At 69.9% G+C, this 22,118-nt stretch carries 20 protein-coding genes; all 20 read right to left on the bottom strand.

Features of this window, described 5'->3' with window-relative positions:
• Window positions 1–127: 127 nt before the first annotated feature.
• Window positions 128–820, bottom strand: a complete 693-nt coding sequence (locus PIQ37_RS02710) for a ribonuclease HII (protein ID WP_342072255.1) — start codon at window positions 818–820, stop codon at window positions 128–130.
• On the bottom strand, window positions 817–2,127 hold the full coding sequence (gene lpxB / locus PIQ37_RS02705; RefSeq protein ID WP_342072254.1) for a lipid-A-disaccharide synthase: 1,311 nt from the start codon (window positions 2,125–2,127) through the stop codon (window positions 817–819). Before lpxB ends, PIQ37_RS02710 begins: the two co-directional genes overlap by 4 nt.
• Complete coding sequence (gene lpxA, locus PIQ37_RS02700) at window positions 2,124–2,915, bottom strand: acyl-ACP--UDP-N-acetylglucosamine O-acyltransferase (protein ID WP_017908793.1); 792 nt, start codon at window positions 2,913–2,915, stop codon at window positions 2,124–2,126. The genes lpxB and lpxA overlap by 4 nt, the downstream gene beginning before the upstream one ends.
• Window positions 2,916–2,934: 19 nt before the next feature.
• Complete coding sequence (gene fabZ / locus PIQ37_RS02695) at window positions 2,935–3,390, bottom strand: 3-hydroxyacyl-ACP dehydratase FabZ (RefSeq protein ID WP_242159360.1); 456 nt, start codon at window positions 3,388–3,390, stop codon at window positions 2,935–2,937.
• Window positions 3,387–4,409 carry a UDP-3-O-(3-hydroxymyristoyl)glucosamine N-acyltransferase gene (gene lpxD, locus PIQ37_RS02690; RefSeq protein WP_342072253.1) on the bottom strand — a complete coding sequence of 341 codons (1,023 nt, stop codon included), beginning with the start codon at window positions 4,407–4,409 and terminating at the stop codon, window positions 3,387–3,389. Before lpxD ends, fabZ begins: the two co-directional genes overlap by 4 nt.
• Before the next feature lie 513 nt (window positions 4,410–4,922).
• On the bottom strand, window positions 4,923–7,343 hold the full coding sequence (gene bamA, locus PIQ37_RS02685) for an outer membrane protein assembly factor BamA (protein ID WP_342072252.1): 2,421 nt from the start codon (window positions 7,341–7,343) through the stop codon (window positions 4,923–4,925).
• Between the two features lie 80 nt (window positions 7,344–7,423).
• Window positions 7,424–8,782: an RIP metalloprotease RseP gene (gene rseP, locus PIQ37_RS02680; protein ID WP_342072251.1), complete on the bottom strand. Its 1,359-nt coding sequence runs from the start codon at window positions 8,780–8,782 to the stop codon at window positions 7,424–7,426.
• Window positions 8,783–8,808: 26 nt separating this feature from the next.
• Window positions 8,809–10,014, bottom strand: coding sequence for a 1-deoxy-D-xylulose-5-phosphate reductoisomerase (dxr, locus tag PIQ37_RS02675; protein ID WP_150408999.1), 1,206 nt, complete (start codon window positions 10,012–10,014; stop codon window positions 8,809–8,811).
• 4 nt (window positions 10,015–10,018) lie between these two features.
• Window positions 10,019–10,843 (bottom strand): phosphatidate cytidylyltransferase, encoded by an 825-nt coding sequence (locus tag PIQ37_RS02670; RefSeq protein WP_017911571.1) that lies wholly within the window; start codon window positions 10,841–10,843, stop codon window positions 10,019–10,021.
• Window positions 10,840–11,580: a polyprenyl diphosphate synthase gene (uppS, locus tag PIQ37_RS02665; RefSeq protein WP_160970844.1), complete on the bottom strand. Its 741-nt coding sequence runs from the start codon at window positions 11,578–11,580 to the stop codon at window positions 10,840–10,842. The genes PIQ37_RS02670 and uppS overlap by 4 nt, the downstream gene beginning before the upstream one ends.
• Window positions 11,581–11,618: 38 nt before the next feature.
• The gene (gene frr, locus PIQ37_RS02660) at window positions 11,619–12,176 is read right to left on the bottom strand and encodes a ribosome recycling factor (RefSeq protein WP_048491231.1); all 558 of its coding nucleotides are present in this window, start codon (window positions 12,174–12,176) and stop codon (window positions 11,619–11,621) included.
• Window positions 12,177–12,379: 203 nt separating this feature from the next.
• Window positions 12,380–13,102 carry a UMP kinase gene (gene pyrH / locus PIQ37_RS02655; RefSeq protein ID WP_160970848.1) on the bottom strand — a complete coding sequence of 241 codons (723 nt, stop codon included), beginning with the start codon at window positions 13,100–13,102 and terminating at the stop codon, window positions 12,380–12,382.
• 81 nt (window positions 13,103–13,183) lie between these two features.
• Window positions 13,184–14,680, bottom strand: coding sequence for a GGDEF domain-containing protein (locus PIQ37_RS02650; RefSeq protein WP_342072250.1), 1,497 nt, complete (start codon window positions 14,678–14,680; stop codon window positions 13,184–13,186).
• A 118-nt stretch (window positions 14,681–14,798) separates the two neighbouring features.
• The gene (gene tsf / locus PIQ37_RS02645; protein ID WP_267102341.1) at window positions 14,799–15,677 is read right to left on the bottom strand and encodes a translation elongation factor Ts; all 879 of its coding nucleotides are present in this window, start codon (window positions 15,675–15,677) and stop codon (window positions 14,799–14,801) included.
• A gap of 151 nt (window positions 15,678–15,828) precedes the next feature.
• Window positions 15,829–16,626: a 30S ribosomal protein S2 gene (rpsB, locus tag PIQ37_RS02640; RefSeq protein WP_017908839.1), complete on the bottom strand. Its 798-nt coding sequence runs from the start codon at window positions 16,624–16,626 to the stop codon at window positions 15,829–15,831.
• Window positions 16,627–16,902: 276 nt separating this feature from the next.
• On the bottom strand, window positions 16,903–17,628 hold the full coding sequence (locus PIQ37_RS02635; RefSeq protein WP_342072249.1) for a fimbrial biogenesis chaperone: 726 nt from the start codon (window positions 17,626–17,628) through the stop codon (window positions 16,903–16,905).
• Window positions 17,628–17,948: a hypothetical protein gene (locus tag PIQ37_RS02630; protein WP_342072248.1), complete on the bottom strand. Its 321-nt coding sequence runs from the start codon at window positions 17,946–17,948 to the stop codon at window positions 17,628–17,630. Before PIQ37_RS02630 ends, PIQ37_RS02635 begins: the two co-directional genes overlap by 1 nt.
• An 81-nt stretch (window positions 17,949–18,029) precedes the next feature.
• Window positions 18,030–19,052, bottom strand: coding sequence for a Csu type fimbrial protein (locus PIQ37_RS02625; RefSeq protein WP_342072247.1), 1,023 nt, complete (start codon window positions 19,050–19,052; stop codon window positions 18,030–18,032).
• Window positions 19,049–21,418 carry a fimbria/pilus outer membrane usher protein gene (locus PIQ37_RS02620; RefSeq protein WP_342072246.1) on the bottom strand — a complete coding sequence of 790 codons (2,370 nt, stop codon included), beginning with the start codon at window positions 21,416–21,418 and terminating at the stop codon, window positions 19,049–19,051. The genes PIQ37_RS02625 and PIQ37_RS02620 overlap by 4 nt, the downstream gene beginning before the upstream one ends.
• Window positions 21,369–22,109, bottom strand: coding sequence for a fimbrial biogenesis chaperone (locus PIQ37_RS02615; protein WP_342072245.1), 741 nt, complete (start codon window positions 22,107–22,109; stop codon window positions 21,369–21,371). The genes PIQ37_RS02620 and PIQ37_RS02615 overlap by 50 nt, the downstream gene beginning before the upstream one ends.
• Window positions 22,110–22,118: the final 9 nt, after the last annotated feature.

The raw sequence follows: 22,118 nt of genomic DNA, 5'->3' as shown, positions 1-22,118 counted from the left end.
CGGCGGGGGGCGAGCCGGGCAAGGCTTGACAGGTGGGGGCGGGGATTCGGGAGTCGGGATTGGGGAGTGGTTGCGGTCTCACTGGGCGGTGAGTGCGCGTGATTGCCCGCCTATCCCACTGAACGTCCTACGCGAGCTGCAGCGATTCCAGCGAATCCCCAATCCCGACTCCCGAATCCCGGCCTGCCAGGGCCAACCGCACGGGCGCGAAGCTGCGCCGGTGGTGGATGCAGGGGCCGTGCGCGGCCAATGCGGCCAGGTGCGCCGGGGTGGCGTAGCCCTTGTGCAGGTCGAAGCCGTAGTGCGGGTGTTCGTCGTGCAGGCGCTGCATGATCCGGTCGCGGGTGACCTTGGCGACGATCGACGCTGCCATGATCGCGCGGTCCAGGCCGTCGCCGCCGACCAGCGCCTCGGCGGCGCAGGGCAGGCCCTTGGGCACGCGGTTGCCGTCGATGCGGGCGAACCCGGCCACGTGGGCCACGCCCTCGACCGCGCGGCGCATGCCCAGCATGGTCGCCTGGTAGATGTTCAACCGGTCGATCTCCTCGGCCTCGATCAGCACCACCTGCCAGGCCAGCGCACGCTCGACGATGCGCGCATACAGCGTCTCGCGCCGCGCCGCGGTCAGCTGCTTGGAATCGTCCAGCCCGTTGATGCGGGTGCGCGCCGGATCGAACACCACCGCCGCCACCGCCACCGGCCCGGCCAGGGGACCGCGGCCGGCTTCGTCGACGCCGGCGTAAAGCCGGGATTGGGGATTGGGGATTGGGGAGTCGCAGAGCAGTTCCTGCTGCGGCGATGTCGGATCGCAGCGCTTCATGCTTTTGCTTCTCCCGAATCCCGAATCCCTACTCCCGAATCCCGGCTCCCGAGCAATTCGAGCACCGCATCGGCCGCGCGCGCCGAGGCGTCCTGGCGCAGCAGCAGATGCAGGCGTTCGTATTCGGGCTGCAAGGCCGCCACCGCCTGCGGGTTGCGCAGCCAGTGCAGCAGCGCGGCGGCCAGGGCGTCGGGGGTGCAGGCGTCCTGCATCAGCTCCGGTGCCAGGTCGCGGCCGGCGAGGATGTTGGGCAGGGCGTAGCGGTCCACCTTCAGCAGGCCCAGCGCCTTGACGATGCGGTAGGTGAGCGGGGCGACCTTGTAGCCGACCACCATCGGCCGCTTCACCAGCATGGCTTCCAGGGTCGCGGTGCCGGAGGCCAGCAGCACCGCATCGGCGGCGAGCAGCGCGGTGCGCGCGTGGCCGTCCAGCACCTGGGTGGCGGCCGCCGGCAGGGCCGAGCGCGCGAGTTTTTCTTCGATCAGCGCCTTGCACGCGGCATTGGCGGCCGGCACCAGCACGCGCGCGTCCGGAAGCTGCTGCAGCACCTGCGCGGCGGCGGCGAAGAAGGTGTCGCCGAGTTTGCCGATCTCGCCCAGGCGGCTGCCGGGCAGGACCGCCAGCACCGGCACCTCGGTGTGCACGCCGAGGGCGGTGCGCGCGGCGTCGCGATCGGCGTGCAGCGCGATCGCGTCGGCCATCGGGTGGCCGACGAAGCGCGCGTCCACGCCGTGCTTGGCGTAGATCGGCGGCTCCATCGGGAACAGGCACAGCACCCGGTCGGCGCTGGCGCCGATCTTGGCCGCGCGCTGCTCGCGCCAGGCCCACACCGACGGACTGACGTAATGCACGGTGCGCAGCCCGCGCTGCTTCAGCCAGCGCTCCACGCCCAGGTTGAAGTCGGGCGCGTCGATGCCGACGAACACGTCCGGGCGCCAGGCCAGCAGCCGCTCGCGCAGCGCGCGGCGCAGCTTCAGCAGGCGCGGCAGGTGCCGCAGCACTTCCAGCAGGCCCATCACCGCCAGTTCGCTGGCGTCGAACCAGGTCTGGCACCCGGCCTGGCGCATCGCCTCGCCACCGACCCCGGCGAACTCCGCGTCGGGGTAGCGCGCACGCAGCGCCTCGATCAGCCCCGCACCCAGCAGGTCGCCGGAGGCTTCGCCGGCGACCAGGGCGATGCGCAGCTTGGCTGCGCGGGGAGTGGGGATTGGGGATTGGGGATTCGCAACAGCGGAAGCGGCGCTATCGGCACCGGCAATGCTGCCGTTGCCAATCCCGACTCCCGACTCCCGAATCCCGGCGTTCATCGCAACAACGGCCGCTCGCTGGATTCAATGAACTCCAGCATCGCGCGGACGTCCTCGCTGCCTTCGGCCAGCACCGCCAACTGGTGCTTGGCTTCGGCCAGCGGCAGACCGGCCACGTACAGCGCGCGGTAGGCGCGCTTGATCGCGGCCACGCGCTCGGGGTCGAAGCCGCGGCGCTTCAGGCCTTCGCTGTTGATGCCGCGCGGGCGCCCCAGCGAATTGCCGCCGACCATGGTGAACGGCGGCACGTCGCCGTTGATCAGCGCGCCCATGCCGAGGAAGGCGTGATCGCCGATGCGGCAGAACTGGTGCGCGCCGGCGAAGCCGCTGATGATCACGTGATCGCCCACTTCCACGTGCCCGGCCAGGGTGGTGTTGTTGGAGAACACGCAGTGGTTGCCGACGATGCAGTCGTGGGCGACGTGGGTGTAGGCCAGGAACCAGTTGTCGCTGCCGACCCGGGTGATGCCGCCGCCGCTGCCGGTGCCGCGGCTGACGGTGACGAACTCGCGGATCACGTTGCGGTCGCCGATCACCAGTTCGGTGCGTTCGCCGGCGAACTTCTTGTCCTGCGGGTCGCCGCCGAGCGCGACGTGGCCGACCAGGCGGTTGTCGCGGCCGAGCCGGGTCGGGCCGACGATGCTGCAATGCGAGCCGATCTCGCAGCCTTCGCCGATCTCCACCTCGGCACCGATCACGGTGAAGGCGCCGACGCGCACGTCGGCGGCGAGTTTCGCGCCGGGATCGATGATCGCGGAGGGGTGAATCAGGGGAGCGTTGGCGCTCATCGCAGGTCTCCTGCCAGGGTCATTCGCGGGTGCCGGCGCACAGCACTTCGGCGCAGGCCACGACCTTGCCGTTGACCTTGGCCTCGCCGTAGTACACCGCCATGTTGCGGATCACCCGCTTGATCTCCACATGCAGCTCCAGCACGTCGCCGGGCACCACCTGGCTGTTGAAGCGGGCGTTGTCGACCTTGACCATGTAGAACAGCTTGGACTGCGCGTCGCGGCCCATCGCCAGCTGGGTCAGGATGCCGCCGGCCTGCGCCAGCGCCTCGATGATCAGCACGCCCGGCATGATCGGCTGGCCCGGGAAATGGCCCTGGAAGTACGGCTCGTTGATGCTGACGTTCTTGTGCGCGACGATCCGGCGGTTCTCGAAATCCAGCGAGACCACCTTGTCCACCAGCAGGAACGGGTAGCGGTGCGGGAGCAGTGCGCGGATCTGGGCGATGTCCGGCAGGGGCTGATCGTGGCTCATTCCTTCTCCTTGCTGACAGACAGGATGCGACGGGCCAGGGCATCGAGCTGTTTGAAGCGCGCGGCGTTCTTGCGCCACGTGCGGTTGTCGGTCAATGGGGTGCCGGACGAGTACTCGCCCGGCTCGTGGATGGAGTTGCGCACGACCGACTTGCCGGTGACCACGACCTTGTCGCAGATCTCCAGGTGGCCGACCACGCCGACCGCGCCGCCGAGCATCACGTAGCGGCCGATCTTGGCGCTGCCGGCGATGCCGGTGCAGCCGGCGATGGCGCTGTGCGCGCCGATGTGCACGTTGTGCGCGACCTGCACCAGGTTGTCCAGGCGCACGTCTTCTTCGAGGGTGGTGTCTTCCAGCGCGCCGCGGTCCACGCAGGTGTTGGCGCCGATCTCGCAATCGTCGCCGATGCTGACGCCGCCCAACTGCGGCACCTTGATCCAGCGGCCGGCGTCCATCGCCAGGCCGAAGCCGTCGGCGCCGAGCACCGCACCGGGATGCACGCGCACGCGCTGGCCCAGGCGCACCCGGGTGACCAGGGTGACGCGGGCGATCAGTTCGCTGCCGGCGCCGACCTGGCAGTCCTCGCCGATCACGCAGCCGGGACCGATCACGCACCCCTCGCCGACCACGCTGCGCGCGCCGATGCTGACGAACGCGCCGATGTGCGCGCTGGACGCGACCTGCGCAGTGGGATCGATGCTGGCGCTGGGATGGATGCCGGGCGGCCGCAGCGGGGCCACGTCGAACAGCGCGGCGATCTTGGCGAAGGCGACGTACGGATCGCGCGCGATCAGCGCGGTTCCCGGCGCCGCCTCGGCATCGTCGGCACGCAGTACCACGATCGCCGCAGTGCTGTCGGCCAGTTGCGCACGATAGCGGGGATTGGCCAGGAAGCTGAGCTGTCCCGGGCCGGCCTGCGCCAGCGTGGCCACGCCGCGCACCGCGACGCTGCCGTCGCCATGCACCTGCAGGCCGAAACGCTCGGCGATCTCGTCAGCGGTATAGGTCGAAGTATTCACCGGGGGATTCTACCGTGTGCCACCAGCACGGTCATACGTACGGCCGCGTAGGGCGCGCTGATACAGCGTGCACTGCCCGCCCTCATCCGCCCCTACGGGGCACCTTCTCCCGATGGGAGAAGGGAGTCGCGTCAGCCCCTCTCCCACCGGGAGAGGGGTTGGGGTGAGGGGACGGCCACAAGCGACACACTCCCAGGTGCAGGATTCGGAAGGCAATGAACCATGGCTTGCGATTCGCAACGCGAGGGGCGCGCCGACAGGCGCAGCGATTTGGAAGGCCAAGCCCCGGCATCGGGTCGGTAGTCGTCCGGCCGCGTAGGGCGATCGCACGCGGCCACGCAACAGGCCAGGACCACCTATCAGGAACGATCAACCGACTGGAGCAAAGCCCCCTTTTTGTTAAAGGGGGCGCGCCGACAGGCGCGGGGATTAGGCAAGCCAAGCCCCAGCAGGTTTTCGCGCCGCGAAAACCTGGCTGCCAGGGCAACGCCCTGGCAGCGGGTGGGCAGTTCTTTAGAACTGCCCACCAAAGGTGAACTGCAGGCGCTCGATTTCGTCGTTGTCTTCCTTCTTCAACGGAATCGCATAGCTGATCGAGATCGGGCCAACCGGGGCCCGCCACAGCAGGGCGATACCGGTGGAAGCGCGCAACTGGTTGGACTTGAAGTTGTCCACGCCATTGAACACGTTGCCGACGTCCACGAACGCCGAAATGCGCGCCGACGGGCTGTCGAACAGCTTCGGGAAGTACATTTCCGCCGAGCCCACGGTCTTGAACGAGCCGCCCAGCGGCTGGCCGCGACGGTACGAGGCGGTGGCCTCCGAGCGCGGGCCGAGGGTGTTGTCCTCGAAGCCGCGGACCGAGTTGGTGCCGCCGGCGTAGAAGTTCTCGTAGAACGGCAGGCCCGAGGCGGTGACGCTGCGGATCAGGTTGGAGCCGTTGCAGGCCTGCGGGTTGTAGGTCGTCGTGCCTTGCGCATCGCTGGTGTAGGTGCCGCAGATGTCGCGCGACACGTCGCTGCCGTAGCTGTCGCCGTAGCCGAACTCCGCGCGGGTGTTGAGCACCAGCGCCGGCGAGATCGGCCAGTACTTGGAGATCTGGTAGTTGAGCTTCCAGTACTCCACGGTCGAACCGGGCAGGGTGGCTTCCAGGCCCACACGCTGGTACATGCCGCGGGTCGGCATGAAGTAGTCGTTGCGGGTGTCGCGCGCCCAGCCGAGTTCGCTGCGCCAGGCGTGGAAGGTCTTGGTCCCGATCGCGTCGATGTAGTTGATGATCGCCTGCGGGGTGAAGCCCGGATAGGTGGTGATCTGGTTGCTGTCCACGCCGAACATCAGCGAGACGCTGTCGGTCTCGGTGATCGGCACGCCGAAGATCACCTGCGCCGCGCCGTTGGTGCTGTTGTACTGCGCGGTGCCGAAGTCGGAGTAGTCCAGCTTGCGCCACGACAGGTTGTAGCCCAGCGACACGCCGTCGTCGGTGAAGAACGGGTTGGTGTAGGAGAACGCGTAGCGCTCCTGGTAGCTGCTGCGCGAGGCGTCCACCGCGACGCGGTTGCCGCCGCCGAGGAAGTTGTTCTGCGACAACTGCACCGAGGTGGTGACGCCGTAGGTCTGCGAATAGCCCAGGCCGAAGGTGAAGCTGCCCGAGGTGGTCTCCTTGACGTTGTAGACCACGTCGACCTTGTCGTTGCTGCCCGGCACCGGCGGCGTTTCCACGTCCACCGACTCGAAGTAGCCCAGGCGCTGCAGGCGGACCTTGGAGCGGTCGATCGCCGCCTGCGAGTACCAGGTGTCCTCGAACTGGCGCATTTCGCGGCGCAGCACTTCGTCGGAGGTGCGGGTGTTGCCGCGGAACACGATGCGCCGCACCGCCACGCGCGGGCCCGGCGTCACCTGCAGGTTCACCGCCACCGTGCGCTTCTCGCGGTCGGTGGTCGGGATCGGGGTGACCTTGGCGAAGGCGTAGCCGATGTTGCTCAGGGTATTGGTGATCGCGTCGGAGCTGTATTCCAGCAGCGCGCGCGAGAAGGTGTCGCCCGGCTTGGGGATCACCAGCTTCTCGATCTCTTCCTGGGGCAGGATGGTGTCGCCGGTGACCTTGATGTCGGAGATCTTGTACTGCTCGCCTTCGGTGATGCCGGCGGTCAGGTACATGTCGCGCTTGTCGGGGCTGATCGCCACCTGGGTGGAGTCGACGCTGAAGTCGACGTAGCCGCGGTCCAGGTACCAGGAGTTGAGCTTCTCCAGGTCGCCGGACAGCTTTTCCTTGGAGTACTGGTCGTCGCGGCGGTACCAGGACAGCCAGTTGTGCTCGCGCGACTCCCAGTTCTCCAGGATGTCCTGGTTGAGGAACTTCTCGGTGCCGATCAGGTTGACGTGGCGGATCTTGGCCGCCTTGCCTTCCTTGATCGCGATGGCCACGTCGACGCGGTTGCGGTCCAGCGGGCTCACCGTCGGGGTGATCTCGACGTTGTACTTGCCGCGGTTGTTGTACTGGCGGGTCAGCTCCTGGGTCACCCGGTCCAGGCTCAGCCGGTCGAAGGTGCCGCCTTCGCTGAGGCCGATGTCGGACAGGCCCTTGAGCAGTTCCTCGCTCTTGATGTCCTTGTTGCCGGTGACGGTCAGCTTGTTGATCGCCGGACGCTCCTTGACCGTGACCACCAGGATGTTGCCCTGGCGGTCGACGCGCACGTCCTCGAAGAAGCCGGTGCGGTACAGGGCACGGATCGCCTCGGCGACCTTGGCCTCGTCCACGGTGTCGCCGCGTTCCACCGGCAGGTAGGTGAACACGGTGCCGGACGAAATGCGTTGCAGCCCGTCGACGCGGATGTCGCTGGCGGTGAAGGGCTCCGCTACCTGGGCCAGGGCCGGCAGGCTGAGGCTGGCGGCGAGGGCGAGGGCAAGCAGGCGGCGAGTGGGAAATCTCGTCATGTCACGTCCGGTAGAGGTCGATATCGTTGTTGCATGGGCGCCGGCGCAAGACGACAGCGGGTCGAGTGGATCGGCGCGGGTCATCGCAGGGCCTGGCCGAAGAGGTCGTTGTAGAACGCCAACCCCATCAGTCCTGCCAGCAACGTCAGGCCCACGAATTGCCCCGCCGCCATGGCGCGCTCGCTCAGCGGGCTGCCCTTGACCAACTCGATAAGGTAATACAGCAAGTGCCCGCCGTCCAAGATCGGGATCGGCAGCAGGTTCATGATCGCCAGGCTCAGCGACAGCAGCGCCAGGAAATTCAGGAACCAGTCCGGGCCCTGCTTGGCCGAGACGTTGGCGACCTTGGCGATGGTGATCGGGCCGGACACGTTCTTCAGCGAGGCCTCGCCGGTCAGCATGCGGCGCAGGATGCCGAGCGTGTCGCCGGCCATCCGGCCGGTCTCGCGGAAGGCGACCGGGATCGCCGCCAGCGGGCCGTAGCGCAGGGTAGCGTCGTAGGCCGGGCGGCGCTGCTCGCCGATGGCCACGCCCAGCGTCCAGCGCGGCGCTCCGGGGCCGGCGGCCTGCTTGAGATGGACGTCCAGGGCCAGGCGCTCGCCGTTGCGCTCGACCTCGATCAGGCCGTTGCCGCCGTCGCGGCCCAGGGCCTGCACCTGCGGCGCCACCTGGTCGGCGCTGGTGATCGGGGTGCCGTCCACCGCCAGCACGCGGTCGCCGGGGCGCAGCATGCCGTCGGCGGGCGAGCCGGCGGTGACGCTGGCGATGACCGCCGGCTGCAGGGTGAAGCGCCAGGTTAGGCCGGCCAGGGCCGGCACCTGCTGCTCGTCGAAGCCGACCGGCAGCTGCGACAGGCGCAGGGTCCGGGTATGGCTGGCGCTGTCCTGCCCGTCCTCGGTCTGCACCGGCACGTCCTCGCGGTCCATGGCGGCGACGGTCAGCTGCATGGCGGCCTCGCTCCAGGTGGCGACGTCGCGGTCGCCGACGCGGACGATGCGCTCACCGGGCTGGAACCCGGCCTGCTGCGCCAGGCCCTCGGCGCGGCCGACGATGGGCGCGTAGTCCTGCTTGCCGATCACGAACATCGCCCAAAGCAACGCCACGCACAGGATCAGGTTGGCGATCGGGCCGGCGGCGACGATGGCGATGCGCCGCCACACGCTCTTGTTGTTGAAGGCCTGTGCGCGCTCGGCCGGGGCGACCTCGCCCTCGCGTTCGTCGAGCATCTTCACGTAGCCGCCGAGCGGGATCGCGGCGATCGCGAACTCGGTGCCGTGGCGGTCGTAGCGCGACCACAGCGGCTTGCCGAAGCCGACCGAGAAGCGCAGCACCTTGACCCCGCAGCGGCGGGCGACCCAGAAATGGCCGAACTCGTGGAAGGTCACCAGGATGCCCAGGCTGACCAGCATCCACCAGATGGAGCCGACGACATTACCCATGCGCGTGGCTCATGGCGGCGTGGGGATCAAGCATGGGCGAAGTGGCGGGCAATGGCGAGTTCGGTGATCTTGCGCGAGTGCGCATCCGCCGCCAGCAATGCGTCCAGGGAATCGGCCGCGACCGCAGGCAGCTCGGTCAGGGCGTTCTCGACCAGCGCAGGAATCGATAGGAAACCGATCCGGCCCTGAAGAAAGGCTGAAACAGCCACTTCGTTCGCCGCGTTCAGGATCGCCGGGGCGCTGCCGCCGGCCTGCATCGCGCGCCAGGCCAGGCCCAGGCAGGGGAAGGCGTCCAGGTCCGGCGCCTCGAAATCCAGCCGGCCCTGCGTCAGCAGGTCCAGCCCGGCGACCCCGGAGGCGATGCGGTCCGGCCAGCCCAGGCCCACCGCCAGAGTGGTGCGCATGTCCGGCAGGCCCATCTGCGCCAGGGTCGAACCGTCGATGAACTCGACCAGCGAGTGCACCAGGCTCTGCGGGTGCACCAGCACCTCGATGCGCTCAGGCGCCAGCGCGAACAGGTGATGGGCCTCGATCACCTCCAGGCCCTTGTTCATCAACGTCGCCGAATCGACGGAGATCTTCGGCCCCATCGACCACTTCGGGTGCGCCACGGCCTGCGCCGGGGTCACCGCCTGCAGGCGCGCGCGGTCCCAGCCGCGGAACGGGCCGCCGGAGGCGGTCAGCAGTACCCGCCGTACCTCGGCGCCGGTCTGGCGCGAGCGCAGGCACTGGAAGATGGCGTTGTGCTCGCTGTCGATCGGGATGATCTCGGCGCCGGCCGCGGCCGCCGCGGCGGTGACCAGTTCGCCGGCTAGCACCAGCGCTTCCTTGTTGGCCAGCAGCAGGCGCTTGCCGGCGCGGGCCGCGGCCAGGGTCGAGGCCAGGCCGGCCGCGCCGACGATGGCGGCGACCACGCTGTCGCAGGCGTCGCTGGCCACCAGCTGGTCCAGCGCGGCGTCGCCGGCATGCGCCTGGGTCGACAGCCCGGCCGCGCGCAGGCCGTCGCGCAGCGCCGGGTACAGCGCCGGATCGGCGATCACCGCGTGCGCGGGACGGTGAGTGGCGCACAGCGCCAGCAGCGCGTCGACGTTGCGCCCGGCGGCCAGCACGCCGGCGCGCAGGCGCTGCGGATGGCGCGCGATCACGTCCAGCGCCGAGGCGCCGATCGAGCCGGTGGCGCCGAGCACGGCGATGGTGCGGACCGCGGGGGTCTTGCTGCGTTGCGTGTTCACTGGCTCAGAACCCGAAGATGTCCTTGCCCAGCGCGAAGATCGGCAGCGCCGCCAGCACGCCGTCGATCCGGTCCAGCACGCCGCCGTGACCGGGAATCACGTTGCCCGAATCCTTGGCGCCGACGTGGCGCTTGAGCAGGCTCTCGAACAGGTCGCCGACCACCGAGGCCAGCACGCTGACCGCGGCCACGATCAGCAGCCCGGGTAGGTGCGGCAGGGTCACCCCGGCCAGCCAGCCGAAACCGGCGGCCACGATCAGGCCGGCCAGCAGGCCGCCGACCAGGCCTTCCACGGTCTTGTTGGGGCTGATCCGCGGCGCCAGCTTGTGCTTGCCGAACTGGCGGCCGGCGAAATAGGCGCCGGAATCGGCGGCCCATACCGTGGCCAGGGCGGTCAGCAGCCAGCGGTGGCCGTTGGGCTCGCTGGCGTGGATCAGGCCCAGGGCGGCCCAGGCGGGCACGATCGCCAGGGTGCCGGCGGCGAGCTTGAACACCCGCGCATAGGTGGCGTGGTCGGAGCCGAAGCGGTAGAAGCCCAGCCACAGCAAGGCCACGCACCACCAGCCGACGCCGATCAGGGTGGTCAGTTGGAACAGCACCAGCGAGCCGGCCGAGGCCCACACCAGCAGCACCATCAGCAGCAGGTTGAGCATCAGCAGGATGGTGCGCGGCAGGGTGTCGTCGACCTCGGCCAGCTTCAGCCATTCCCACAGGCCGATCAGGAAGATCAACGCGGCCAGTGCGACCAGCCACTGGGTCGGCAGCAGCAGGATGGCGCAGATGGCCAGCGGGGCCATGATCAGCGCGGCGATGACGCGGGTACGGGTCATGCGGAAACGTTCTCCGTCGCCGCTTCGGCGACCTGCGCGCTGGTGAGGCCGAAACGCCGCTCGCGGCGGGCGTAGTCGTCCAGGGCTTGTTGCAGCACCTCGGGGCCGAACTCGGGCCAGAGGGTCTCGGTGAACCACAGTTCGGTATAGGCCAGCTGCCACAGCAGGAAGTTGCTGATGCGCAGGTCGCCGCCGGTGCGGATGAACAGGTCCGGCGGCGGCAGGTCGGCCAGCGCCATGCGCGCCGACAGCGCGTCCTCGTCGATCTGCTCCGGGCGCAGGCGTCCGGCGGCGACGTCCTCGGCCAGCGCGCGCGCGGCCAGGGCGATGTCCTGGCGGCCGCCGTAGCTGGCGGCGATCGACAGGTGCAGGGCCTGGTTGTCGCGGGTGCGCGCCTCGGCCTGGGCCATGCGCTCGCACAGCGATGGCGCAAAGCGCGAGCGGTCGCCGATGAAGCGCACGCGCACGCCGCGCCGCTGCAGCTCCTCGACCTCGCGGTCGAGCGCGTGCAGGAACAGCTTCATCAGCGCGTCCACTTCCTCCTGCGGACGCCCCCAGTTCTCGCTGGAAAAGGCGAACAGGGTCAGCGCGCCGATGCCGCGTTCCAGGCAGAAGTCGATGGTGCGGTTGACCGCGCGCGCGCCGGCACGGTGGCCGATCACGCGCGGCCGGCGGCGGCGCTGCGCCCAGCGGCCGTTGCCATCCATGATGATGGCCAGGTGGCGGGGCAGGGACATGGGGGCGGGGTCGGAAGGCATGGCCGGCAGGCGCAGGCTCAGACCGCCATCAGTTCCTGTTCCTTGCCCTTGACCACGTCGTCCACGTCCTTGATCGCCTTGTCGGTCAGCTTCTGGATGTCGTCCTCGCTGGCGCGGGCCTCGTCCTCGGTGACCTTCTTGTCCTTCAGCAGATCCTTGACCTGCTGGTTGGCGTCGCGGCGGATGTTGCGGATCGCCACCTTGGTGTCCTCGCCTTCGCCGTGCACGACCTTGGACAGCTCGCGGCGGCGCTCTTCAGTGAGCGCGGGCAGGTTGAGGCGGATGGTGGTGCCGGCGGTGTTCGGGGTCAGGCCCAGGTCCGAGGCCAGGATCGCCTTCTCGACCGCGCCGACCATCTGCTTTTCCCACGGGGTGATGGTCAGCGAGCGGGCGTCGGCGACGGCGACGCTGGCGACCTGGCTCAGCGGCATGTCCGAGCCGTAGTAGTTGACCTTCAGGTGCTCGACCAAGGCGGTCGACGCGCGGCCGGTGCGCACCTTGACGAGCGTATGACGCAGCGCGTCGATGCTCTTGGCCATGCGGGTCTGTGCGTCTTGCTTGATTTCGTTGAGCATCGCCGGTGTCCGTACTGAATCTGAATCGGACGATTATAGCCGGGAAAGGCGTGGGGCCGGGATTGGGGATTCGGGATTGGGGATTCGCAAAAGCGGCGCTTCAGGCGCAATGAGATGCGATAACGCGCCTGCGCCCGCAATGCTGCAGCGCGCAACGCCTTCGCGAATCCCCAATCCCGAATCCCCAATCCCGGGTCGGGGCATCAGCCCCGACCCTTCACCAACGTGCCGATCTCGGCGCCGCGCAGGATCTTCAGCAGTTCGCCGGGCTGGCCCATGTTGAAGATGCGCAGCGGCAGGTCGCTGTCGCGGGCCAGGGCGAAGGCGGCGGTGTCCATCACTTCCAGGTTGCGGGCGATGACTTCGTCGTAGGTCAGGCTGTCGAAGCGCACCGCGTCGGCGTGCTTCTTCGGGTCCTTGTCGTACACGCCGTCGACCTTGGTCGCCTTCAGCAGCAGGTCGGCGCCGATCTCGATCGCGCGCAGCGCCGCGCCGGAGTCGGTGGTGAAGAACGGGTTGCCGGTGCCGGCGGCGAAGATCGCGATGCGGCCCTTTTCCAGGTGGCGGATCGCGCGGCGGCGGATGAAGTCCTCGCACACGTCGTTGATCTTGATCGCGCTCATCACCCGCACCTTGGCGCCGAGCTTCTCCAGCGCGTCCTGCATCGCCAGTGCGTTGATGACGGTGGCCAGCATGCCCATGTGGTCGCCGGTGACCCGGTCCATGCCGCCGGCGGCCAGGCCGGCGCCGCGGAAGATGTTGCCGCCGCCGATCACCAGCGCCACTTCCGCGCCTGCCTGCTGCGCCTCGATCACCTCATGGGCGAGGCGATTGATGATCTTGGGGTCGATGCCGTAGTCCCCGTCTCCCATCAGCGCTTCGCCGGACAGTTTCAACAGGATACGGCGATAGGCGAGCTGGGACATGGCGACCTCGTTGGGGGATGACGGGCAAACCACACGATTTTAGCCGATGCGCGCCAGCGCGTCTGTGCCGCTGGCGATGCTTCAGCGTTGCGCCTCGCCGCACGAACGCGCGGTGACGCGGTTGCGGCCGCCGTGCTTGGCGCTGTACAGCATGTCGTCGGCCGCCTGCAGCAGTTCCTGCGCGCTGTTGAAGCGCTCGCGGCCGCCCTGGGTGGCCACGCCGGCGGAGAAGCTGATGTGCAGCGGCCCCTGCTTGGTCTCGGCCATCGGCCGCTGCGCGATCTCGGCGAGGATGCGCCGCATCACCCCGAGCGCGGCTTCCTCGCCGGTGTTGGGCAACAGCACCAGGAATTCCTCGCCGCCGAAGCGCGCCACGGTGTCGCTGCTGCGCAGCAGCGGCTGCAGGGTCTGCGCGAACGCGCGCAGCACCTGGTCGCCGACCAGGTGGCCGTGGGCGTCGTTGATCTTCTTGAAATCGTCCAGATCGATGAAGGCCACCGACAGCGGCCAGTCGTGGCGATTGGCCAGTTCGAACTGCTGCTTGAGCAGGGTGTCCAGCTGGTGCCGGTTGAACACGCCGGTGAGGGCGTCGCGGCTGGCCTGTTCGGCCAGGCGCCGCGCATGCTGCTCGTACTCGTCGGCGCGCTGGCGCACGCGGTTGGCTTCCTGCACTTCGCGCAGGTTGCGCAGCACCATCAGTTCGCGGGCATGGCTGATGATCGCGTCGACCCGTTCCGGCTGCGCGATGCGCACGTCGAAGATCGGGCTGACCGCCGGCAGCGCCTCGGCGATGTGGCCCACCACCTCGTCGAAACGGCGGCTGTCCAGTTGCAGGTCGCGATAGGCGCACTGCATGGCGTGGGTGCGCGCGGCTTCGGGATCGTCGCTGAGCCAGATGTCGGCGACGGCGCCGGACAGGCGCACGCAGATGTCGAAGGGTTCGGTCGCGGCGCCGGCAGTGCCGCCGCCGCCGATACTGCGCTGCAGGTAGGCGGGCAGCTTCCATTTCTGCGCCAGCCAGGCGCCGACCTCGGCGCGGTCGGCGCCCAGGTGCTCGCGCTCCAGCGCGCTCAGCCGTTGCGGATCGCCGGCCGCCTCGTGCAACAGGGCGGCGTACTGGTCGTGGCACACGTGCAGCAGGGCCAGTGCGCCCATGTCCTGCAGCAGCCCGGCCAGCATCAGTTCCTCGTGCTTGCGTAGCCCCGCGGCCTGGCCGAGCAGGCGGCTGGCCAGTGCCGCCAGCACGCTGCGCCGCCACAGCCGTTCCTGCGGCTCGCCGCTGCCGCCGCGCAGGCTCTGCACCATCGAGAAGCCCAGGGCCAGGCTCAGCGCGGCGTTGAGGCCGAGCATGGTCAGCGCCTGGCCGAGGTTGTCGACGCGGCGCCGGCTGGCGTACAGCGGGGAATTGGCGATGCGCAGCATGCGCGCGCTCAATGCCATGTCCATGGCGATCGCATCGGCGGTCGCGGCCAGGTCCACGTCCGCATCCTGCGCCAGTTCGATGATGCGCAAGGCAACGCCGGGGGGCGAGGGCAGGTCGCGGGAGTGACTCAGGATCGCTTCGAGTTCAGGATGCATGCACTTCCGATACGGCATGGAATGAGAGGTGGGGGAGCGGCCTGTCCCGGCCTGCGCAGCGTACACCCGTAAAAAAAAAGCCGCGACAAGCGCGGCTCTTTTCTTCCCGGGAGCGGGATCAGGCCAGGCCGGCCTGCTTCATCACTTCGGCGGCGTAGTCTTCCACCACCTTCTCGATGCCTTCGCCCACCGCCAGGCGCTGGAAGCCGACCACGTCGGCGCCGGCGGCCTTCACCGCCTGCTCCACGGTCTGGTCGGTGTTCAGCACGTAGGGCTGGCCGTACAGGGTGACCTCGTTGACGATCTTGGCGATCTTGCCGCTGATGATCTTCTCCAGGATGTCGGCCGGCTTGGCCTTGTCCTTCTCCGACATCTTGGCCAGCTCGATTTCCTTTTCCTTGGCCACGAACTCGGCCGGGACGTCGGACGCCTTGACGTGCGGCGGGTTCATCGCCGCGATGTGCATGGCGATGCCGCGGGCCAGGTCGGCGTCGCCGCCCTTGACCTCGACCAGCACGCCGATGCGGCCGCCGTGCACGTAGGCGGCGACGTTGTTGGCGCTGTCGATGCGCACCAGGCGGCGCACCTGCACATTCTCGCCGACCTTGGCGATGACCGCGGCGCGGGCTTCCTCGACGGTCTCGCCGCCGGGCAGCTTGGCGCTCTTCAGCGCTTCGACGTCGGCGGCGCCGGAGGCCAGGGCGGCCTGGACGACGGCGTCGGTGAAGGCCAGGAAGTTGTTGTCCTTGGCGACGAAGTCGGTCTCGGAGTTGATTTCGACCAGGACCGCCTTGCCGCCGTCCTGGGCCATCGCGATGCGGCCTTCGGCAGCGACGCGGTCGGCCTTCTTGTCGGCCTTGGCCAGGCCCGACTTGCGCAGCCACTCGGCGGCGTTGTCGATGTTGCCGGCGTTCTCGGTGAGTGCCTTCTTGCACTCCATCATGCCGGCGCCGGTGCGCTCGCGCAGTTCCTTGACCAGGGAAGCAGTGATTTCCACGGGATGTCCTCACGAAAGGTGGGAAAAGGCCGGCTTGCGGCCGGCCGGTAGATCTGGGAAGCGGGCGCCGCAGGCGGCGCTCGCGAAGCCGGGCGCGCCGAACGCGCCGGGCGGCGGCTGCGCATGATCGCGCAGCCGCATGGCGCGCCGGTTACTCGGCGGCGGGAGCGGTCTCTTCGGCCTTCTTGCCGTTCTTGCGCGGGCCGCGGCCCTTGTCGTCGCCGCCCTCGGCGAACTCTTCCTCGCGCACGCTGGCGGCGTTCGGCGCAGCGGCCTTGCCTTCCAGCACGGCGTCGGCGGCGGCACGGGCGTACAGCTGCACGGCGCGGATGGCGTCGTCGTTGCCCGGGATGGCGTAGTCGACCAGGTCCGGGTTGTAGTTGGTGTCGACCACCGCGATCACCGGGATGCCGAGCTTCTTGGCTTCCTTGATGGCGATGTCTTCATGGCCGATGTCGATGACGAACAGGGCGTCGGGCAGACGGTTCATTTCCTTGATGCCGCCCAGCGAGGCTTCCAGCTTGTCGCGCTCGCGGCGCAGGGTCAGCACTTCGTGCTTGACCAGCTTGTCGAAGGTGCCGTCGGTCTCGGCCGCTTCCAGCTCCTTCAGGCGCGCCACCGACTGCTTGACGGTGCGGAAGTTGGTCAGCGTGCCGCCCAGCCAGCGCTGGGTCATGAACGGCTGGCCGCAACGCTCGGCTTCTTCCTTCACCGCGTCGCGGGCGCTGCGCTTGGTGCCCAGGAACAGGATGGTGCCGCGCTTCTGCGCGACGCTGGAGATGAAGTTCATCGCGTCGTTGAACAGCGGAACCGTCTTCTCGAGGTTGATGATGTGGATCTTGCCGCGCGCGCCGAAGATGTACGGCGCCATCTTGGGGTTCCAGTAGCGGGTCTGGTGGCCGAAGTGGACGCCGGCTTCCAGCATCTGACGCATGGTGACCTGGGGCATTGCAGTGACTCCTGATGGGGAACCGGCCGTGCGCGGGCAGGAATGGGTGAAGCGCGCGCATGACGGCGGCCTTATGGGGCCGCACGACGATTCCGGGGTTGGGCCTCCCTGCTGTCTCCGTGGCCGAACTCCTTGCGGAGCACCCCGGCACGGGCGATGGCAGCAGGTGTGAATTCGCCGGTGCGTCCGGCGTGGACGGTTCATCGGCCCATGGCAGGCACGACGAAGCCGCGCACTATACCTGGCGGAGGGCGGTGGCGCAATGCGCCGGGCGGTTCACTCGGCCGGCAGCGGCTGCAGTGGCGCCTGGTCGTCGAGCCGTGCCGCGAAGCGGCCGCCGGGCGCGGCCGCGGCGGCCGGCAGCGGCCAGCGCTTGTAGTCGCCGGCCAGGATGTAGCCGGCGAGGCTGGGGAACAGGATCTGGGTGCGGCCGTCGGCGCCGATGAAACTCAGGTCGCTGAGCCGGGCATGGGCGCTGCCGCGGTTGTGCACCACCAGCTCCGGCCCGCGCGCGCCGGCGATCAGGTGGGCGCTGAGGCGCGGCGCGGCTGCCGGGTCCGCGGGGCTCAGGAACACCGGCGTGGAATAGCGCAGCAACAAGGGTGCCGCCTGCGCGGCGGGCGCGCCAGCGTCGGGTGGGGCGGTGCGTTCCTCCAGCACCAGGCGGTAGGCGCCTTCGTCGGCGCTCGCAGGGCCGGTACGTACCAGCCGCAGCAGTTGCCGCCCCTGCGCGGGGATGTCGATCGATTGCGGGCTGGCGCGGACCTCGTCGGTGCTCTCCAGGTCGTCCATCCCGTCGGTCTGCTGCCAGCGGTACACCGTGACCTGCGCCTGCCAGCGGCGGTCCTGGGTATTGCTCAGCCAGATGTCGGTGCTGGTCTCGCCGGGTGCCAGTTGCACCAGGGTCGGGCTGATCCGCACCCCGGCCGCGCCGGCATTGCCGGCCAGCGCCAGCAGCAGCACCGGCAGCAGGCGCGCGCGCGAGCCGCGGGCGCGGCCCATCAGAACGCGACCGTGGCGTAGCCCGCCGACGTGCGCGGCGTGATGCCGGCGGCGGGCAGGCTCAAGGCCAACGCCATGCCGGCGCCGGGCGCGGGTGTGCCGTCGATGCTGACCTGGTAGGCCAGCGGGCGGTTGCAGGCGACCATCGGCAATGCTCCGGGCTGCGGACGCGCCGGGGCGCCGACCTCGCAACTGCGTTCGATGCGGATACCGATCCGCAACATCGCGCCGCCGGTGCCGACGGCGGGTTGCGCCGCCGCGTCGACGCCGGCCACGCACAGGCTCGCCAGCAGCAGCGGTCGCAGGAACGGCGCAGTCATCAAGCGGGACTCCGGGGAGGACACAGCCAATAGCGGCCCTCGCCACGACAACTTGACCGGCACGCTGGCGCCGTTCAGGCCTCAGTAGGTGACGGTGACCTTGACCACGTCGCTGTAGCTGCCCGGGGCGGGCGTCTGCCGGGCCGGGACCTGTCCGTACAGGGTCAGCGCCTGTGCGCTGCCGGTCCCGGTGCCGGTCTGGGTATCGGTATTCAGGGTGCTGCCCCAGCGTTGGGTGCGCGCAGCGTCGCGGTACAGCTCATAGGTCAGGTACTGGCCGCTGGCGCTGCGCATGCGGCGCACGTTGCCGCTGGCGTTCTGGCCATTGTCCAGGCTCACCTGCCAGGCGGTGCGGTAGCGGCAGTTCATGCTGAGCACGGTGGTGTAGTTCAGCGGGTTGTCGATCAGGCCGGACTGGGTGCCGAAGTCCAGGTCGGCGATGCTGGCGATGGTGCAGGTCGGTGCGGCGGTGGCGCTGGCCACGAACGGGAACTGCACCGAGGTGCCGCCGCCCTTGCCGCCGGTGGTGCAGGAGGCGGGAATCACCGCGGGGTTGCCGATCAACGGCTCGTCGTAGCGGTACTGCAGGTTGGTGTACACGCCGCTGAAGCTGTTCTGGTACAGCCCGGTGGCGATGCCGCTCTGCAGCGGGACGCGCGCATAGATGGTGTAGGTGGCGGTGCCGGTGCCGCCGGTCGCCAGCGACGAATAGGTCAGGTCCACCTGCAGTGGGGTGGAGCCGCTCAGCGCGCTGCCCCAGATCAGGCTGCGCGCGCTGTCGCGGTAGAGCTGAAAGCCGAGGCTGTCGTTGAGCGGGTTGAGCATGCGCCGCGGGGTGATGCCGAGGCCGGCACCCTGCGCGCCTTCGCCGATGTTCAGGCACATACGCACGTAGATCGTGCCCAGCACGCTGATCGCGCCGGTCTGGCAGGTCACCAGGATCTGTGCGGTGGCGTCGGTGGCGGCGGTGTCGGAGAGGGTGCCGAAGCTCACCGCCGTGGCCTGCGCGGTACAGGTGGTGGTCGCGGCAGCGCGCTGCGGCAGCAGCGCCGCGGCCACCAGCAGCAGCGCCGGCAGCCATATCCGCCAGGCGCGCGCGCTCACGGCGTGCGCTCCGGCAGGCAGCGCAGCGGACCCAGCCGGGTGGGCGGCGCCTGCGTCGGGCGCTCGATCCGCAACCGGCAGCGGCTTCCTTGCATCTCCACCTCCAGGTCGTTGCGGCCGGGTTCGAGCCCTTCCACGTAGGCCTGGCCATCGTAGCCGACCACGGTGTCGACGCCCGGTCCATGCACCCGGCTGCCGACCGGCAGCGGCACGCCGTCGGCATCCTGCAACTGCACCAGCACGCCATCGCTGCGGCGGATCGGGAACGCCACCACCACTCCGGCGCGGTCGCGCGGCACCACGATCTGGTCGACCTGCTCCGGCCGCAACTCGGGCGGCAGGCGCATCGGATCGATCGACAGCCGGTTGTGCTGCCAGGCCAGCAGCGGTGTGACCAGCAGGAAGCCGCGCGCATCGGTGCGGCCGATCGGCCGGTTTTCCAGCAGCACCGGCACGTCGGCGACGCCGCCGGTGGAGACCAGGGCGAAGGCCTGGTCGAGATCGCGGCCAGGGAACCAGCCGCCGCCGATCCAGGCCACGCCGCCCGACGCTTCCGCATAGCCGTAGCGCTGGCCGCCGGCGCTGGCGATGCCACCGGCGTAGCGGGCGCTGTCGCCACGCCAGCTGGCCTCGGCCAGACCGCCGCCGCCGTCCTGCCCGCCGCGCGCCTGCAGCCGCCAGCCGCTGCCGCCGTCGGCGGCCGCCGCCTGGCTGAGCTCGGCCGTCGCACTGATGCGTTCGCCGATGCGTTGCACGGCGACGCCGGCCTGGCGGCGGCCGTCCAGCGCGATCGACCAGCCCAGGTACACGCTGCGGTCGCGGGCCTGGTCCAGGTTCTGGTTGATGCTCAGGTTCAACGACGACTGCCGCGGCAGGGCGCGGGTCCAGAACAGGCTGGCGTAGCGTTGGTCGCCGCTGTCGGGGTAGGCCAGGCGCACGTAGCTCAGGGCGATGTTGCCGACGCCGTCCCAGGTGCTGCCGAACAGGGCGCGTTCGCTGATCCGCGGCGGCGCGGCGCCGTAGCGCGCGGCCACGTCGCGGTAGCCGGCCTGCGCGCGCTGGGTGTCCATCGCCAGGTTGAAACGGCCGTTGTTCCAGCGGTAGCTCAACGCGTACTGCAGGCCTTGCTGGCCGGCCGCACCGCCGTGCGCCAGCGAGGCGCCGAACACGCCGGCGCGCGGCAACAGCCACAGGCCGCCGACGCCGGCGTTGCGCACGCCGGCGCCGGCCTCGGCATGCGCCTCGGCGGTGAAGCGCGGGCCGATGCCGCGCCGCCAGCTGGCGCTGCCGACGGTGTCGCCGGCATAGGCGAAATTGGCGACGCCGTAGTCCTCGCGGACCCGGCCCAGCGCCAGCGACCAGTCGGTCAGGCCGCTGGCCAGCAGATCCTGGGTCGCATAGAACGGAAACGCCAGCGAGCGGGTGCGGCCGTAGGCGTCGGTGATCACCACCTGGGCGTTGCCGGCGCCGTCCACGCCCGGCGCGGCGGACAGCTGGAACGGCCCGGCCGGCAGCTGCGCGCCGTACTGGCGGATGCCGTTGACGTACAGGTCCACGCTGGACGGCACCGCCACCTCGCCGAGGAATTCCGGCAACGGGGTGATCGCGCGATACGGCTGCAGGCCGAAGTCGCTGCCTACCCGCACCCCGCCCAAACGCAGGGTGCGGCTCCAACTGGTGCTGCTGCTGAAGGTGTCGCCCAGCACCACGCTGGTCATGCGCTCGGGCAGCGACCACTGCCATTGCGTGTCCAGCCGGATCGCCTGGGCACGCCAGTCCTGCTGCGGCTCGCGGTACAGGCGGCCGACGAAGGACTGCCGCAGCAGGCCCTGGCCCAGGCCGAACACGCGCAGCTCGCCGCTGGCGGTGAGATTGCTGGCGCCGCCCTGGCGGCTGGCGTAGAGGTCGTAGTCGAGCAGGGCGCCGGGCGAGCTGGTCGCCGGCAGCGACGGCACGCCGCCGCGCGCGTCGATCCGGGTGGTGGCGACGTCCAGCAGCGCCACCGGCGCGTCGATCGTCACCTGCTGCAGGCCGGCGTCGTAACGGAAGCGCACGCCGTCCAGGTCGCCCAGGGCGATCGCCGCGCTGGCGTCACTGCCGTCCACGCGCAGGCCGAGCTGGCGCAGGGTGGCGGCGCTGGCGCGCAGTTGTTCGCCGTCGCGCTGGAACTGGAACAGGCCGGGCTGGCGGGTCTGGTTCAGGGTGACCTCCAGGTACAGGGTCTCCTGCGCCGGCGCCGTCGCCTCGGGCTGGAGCGGGGGCTGCGGCTGGGCGACGGCGAGCGCGGCGCTGCCGGCCCACAGCGCCAGCAGCAGTTCAGGGCGCCGCGGCGTCCACGACCAGCGACTGCGTGCGCGGCTCGCCATTGATCCTTGCCTCGAACGTTCCCTGGGTCTGCGCCAGCGCTGCCGGCAGCGGCCAGCGCTTGCGTTGGCCCGGCAGCACGTAGCCGGCCAGGCCCTCGGCGATGGCGCTGCGGCGGCCGTCGCCGGCGACGAAGTGCAGGTCCACCAACTGCGCGTGGCCGTTGCCCTCATTGCGCACTTCCAGCGCCGTGCCCGCGCCGTCGCGGACCAGCCGCGCACGCAGTGCCGGCGCCGTGGTCACGGCCGGCTTGAGGAACACCGGCACCGAATAGCGCAGCACGAACTGCAGCCCGGCGCTAGCGCTGCCGCCGGCATCCTGGCTGGGCAATTCGTCGACCAGGATGCGATAGGCGTCCTCGCCCGCGGTGGGTGCGGGATCCAGGCGGATCACCCGGACCAACTGCCGCGAATGCGGCGCCAGTTGCAGCATCGGCGGGCTGAGCGCGATGCGCTCGCTGAGGTCGAGCACATCCTCGCCGTCGCGCTGCTGCCAGCGGAACACGCGCACCTGCGCGCGCAGCGGCACGTCGCCACTGTTGCTCAGCCAGACGCCCTGCGCGGTCTCCTCGGCGCGCAGCGAGACCGAGGTCGGCGCCACCTGCAGGCTCGCCGCGAAGGCCGTGCCGGCCGCCGCCAGCCACAGCGCGGCAAGCGCCGGCAGGCGCAGGAAGGGATGCAGTCGCGAACGCATGCAGGCGGC

It is taken from the genome of Xanthomonas protegens (assembly GCF_038442435.1).
Taxonomy (GTDB): domain Bacteria; phylum Pseudomonadota; class Gammaproteobacteria; order Xanthomonadales; family Xanthomonadaceae; genus Xanthomonas_A; species Xanthomonas_A sontii.
The sequence above is the reverse complement of the archived record's forward strand: the minus strand, read 5'-3'. Positions and strand labels throughout refer to the sequence as shown.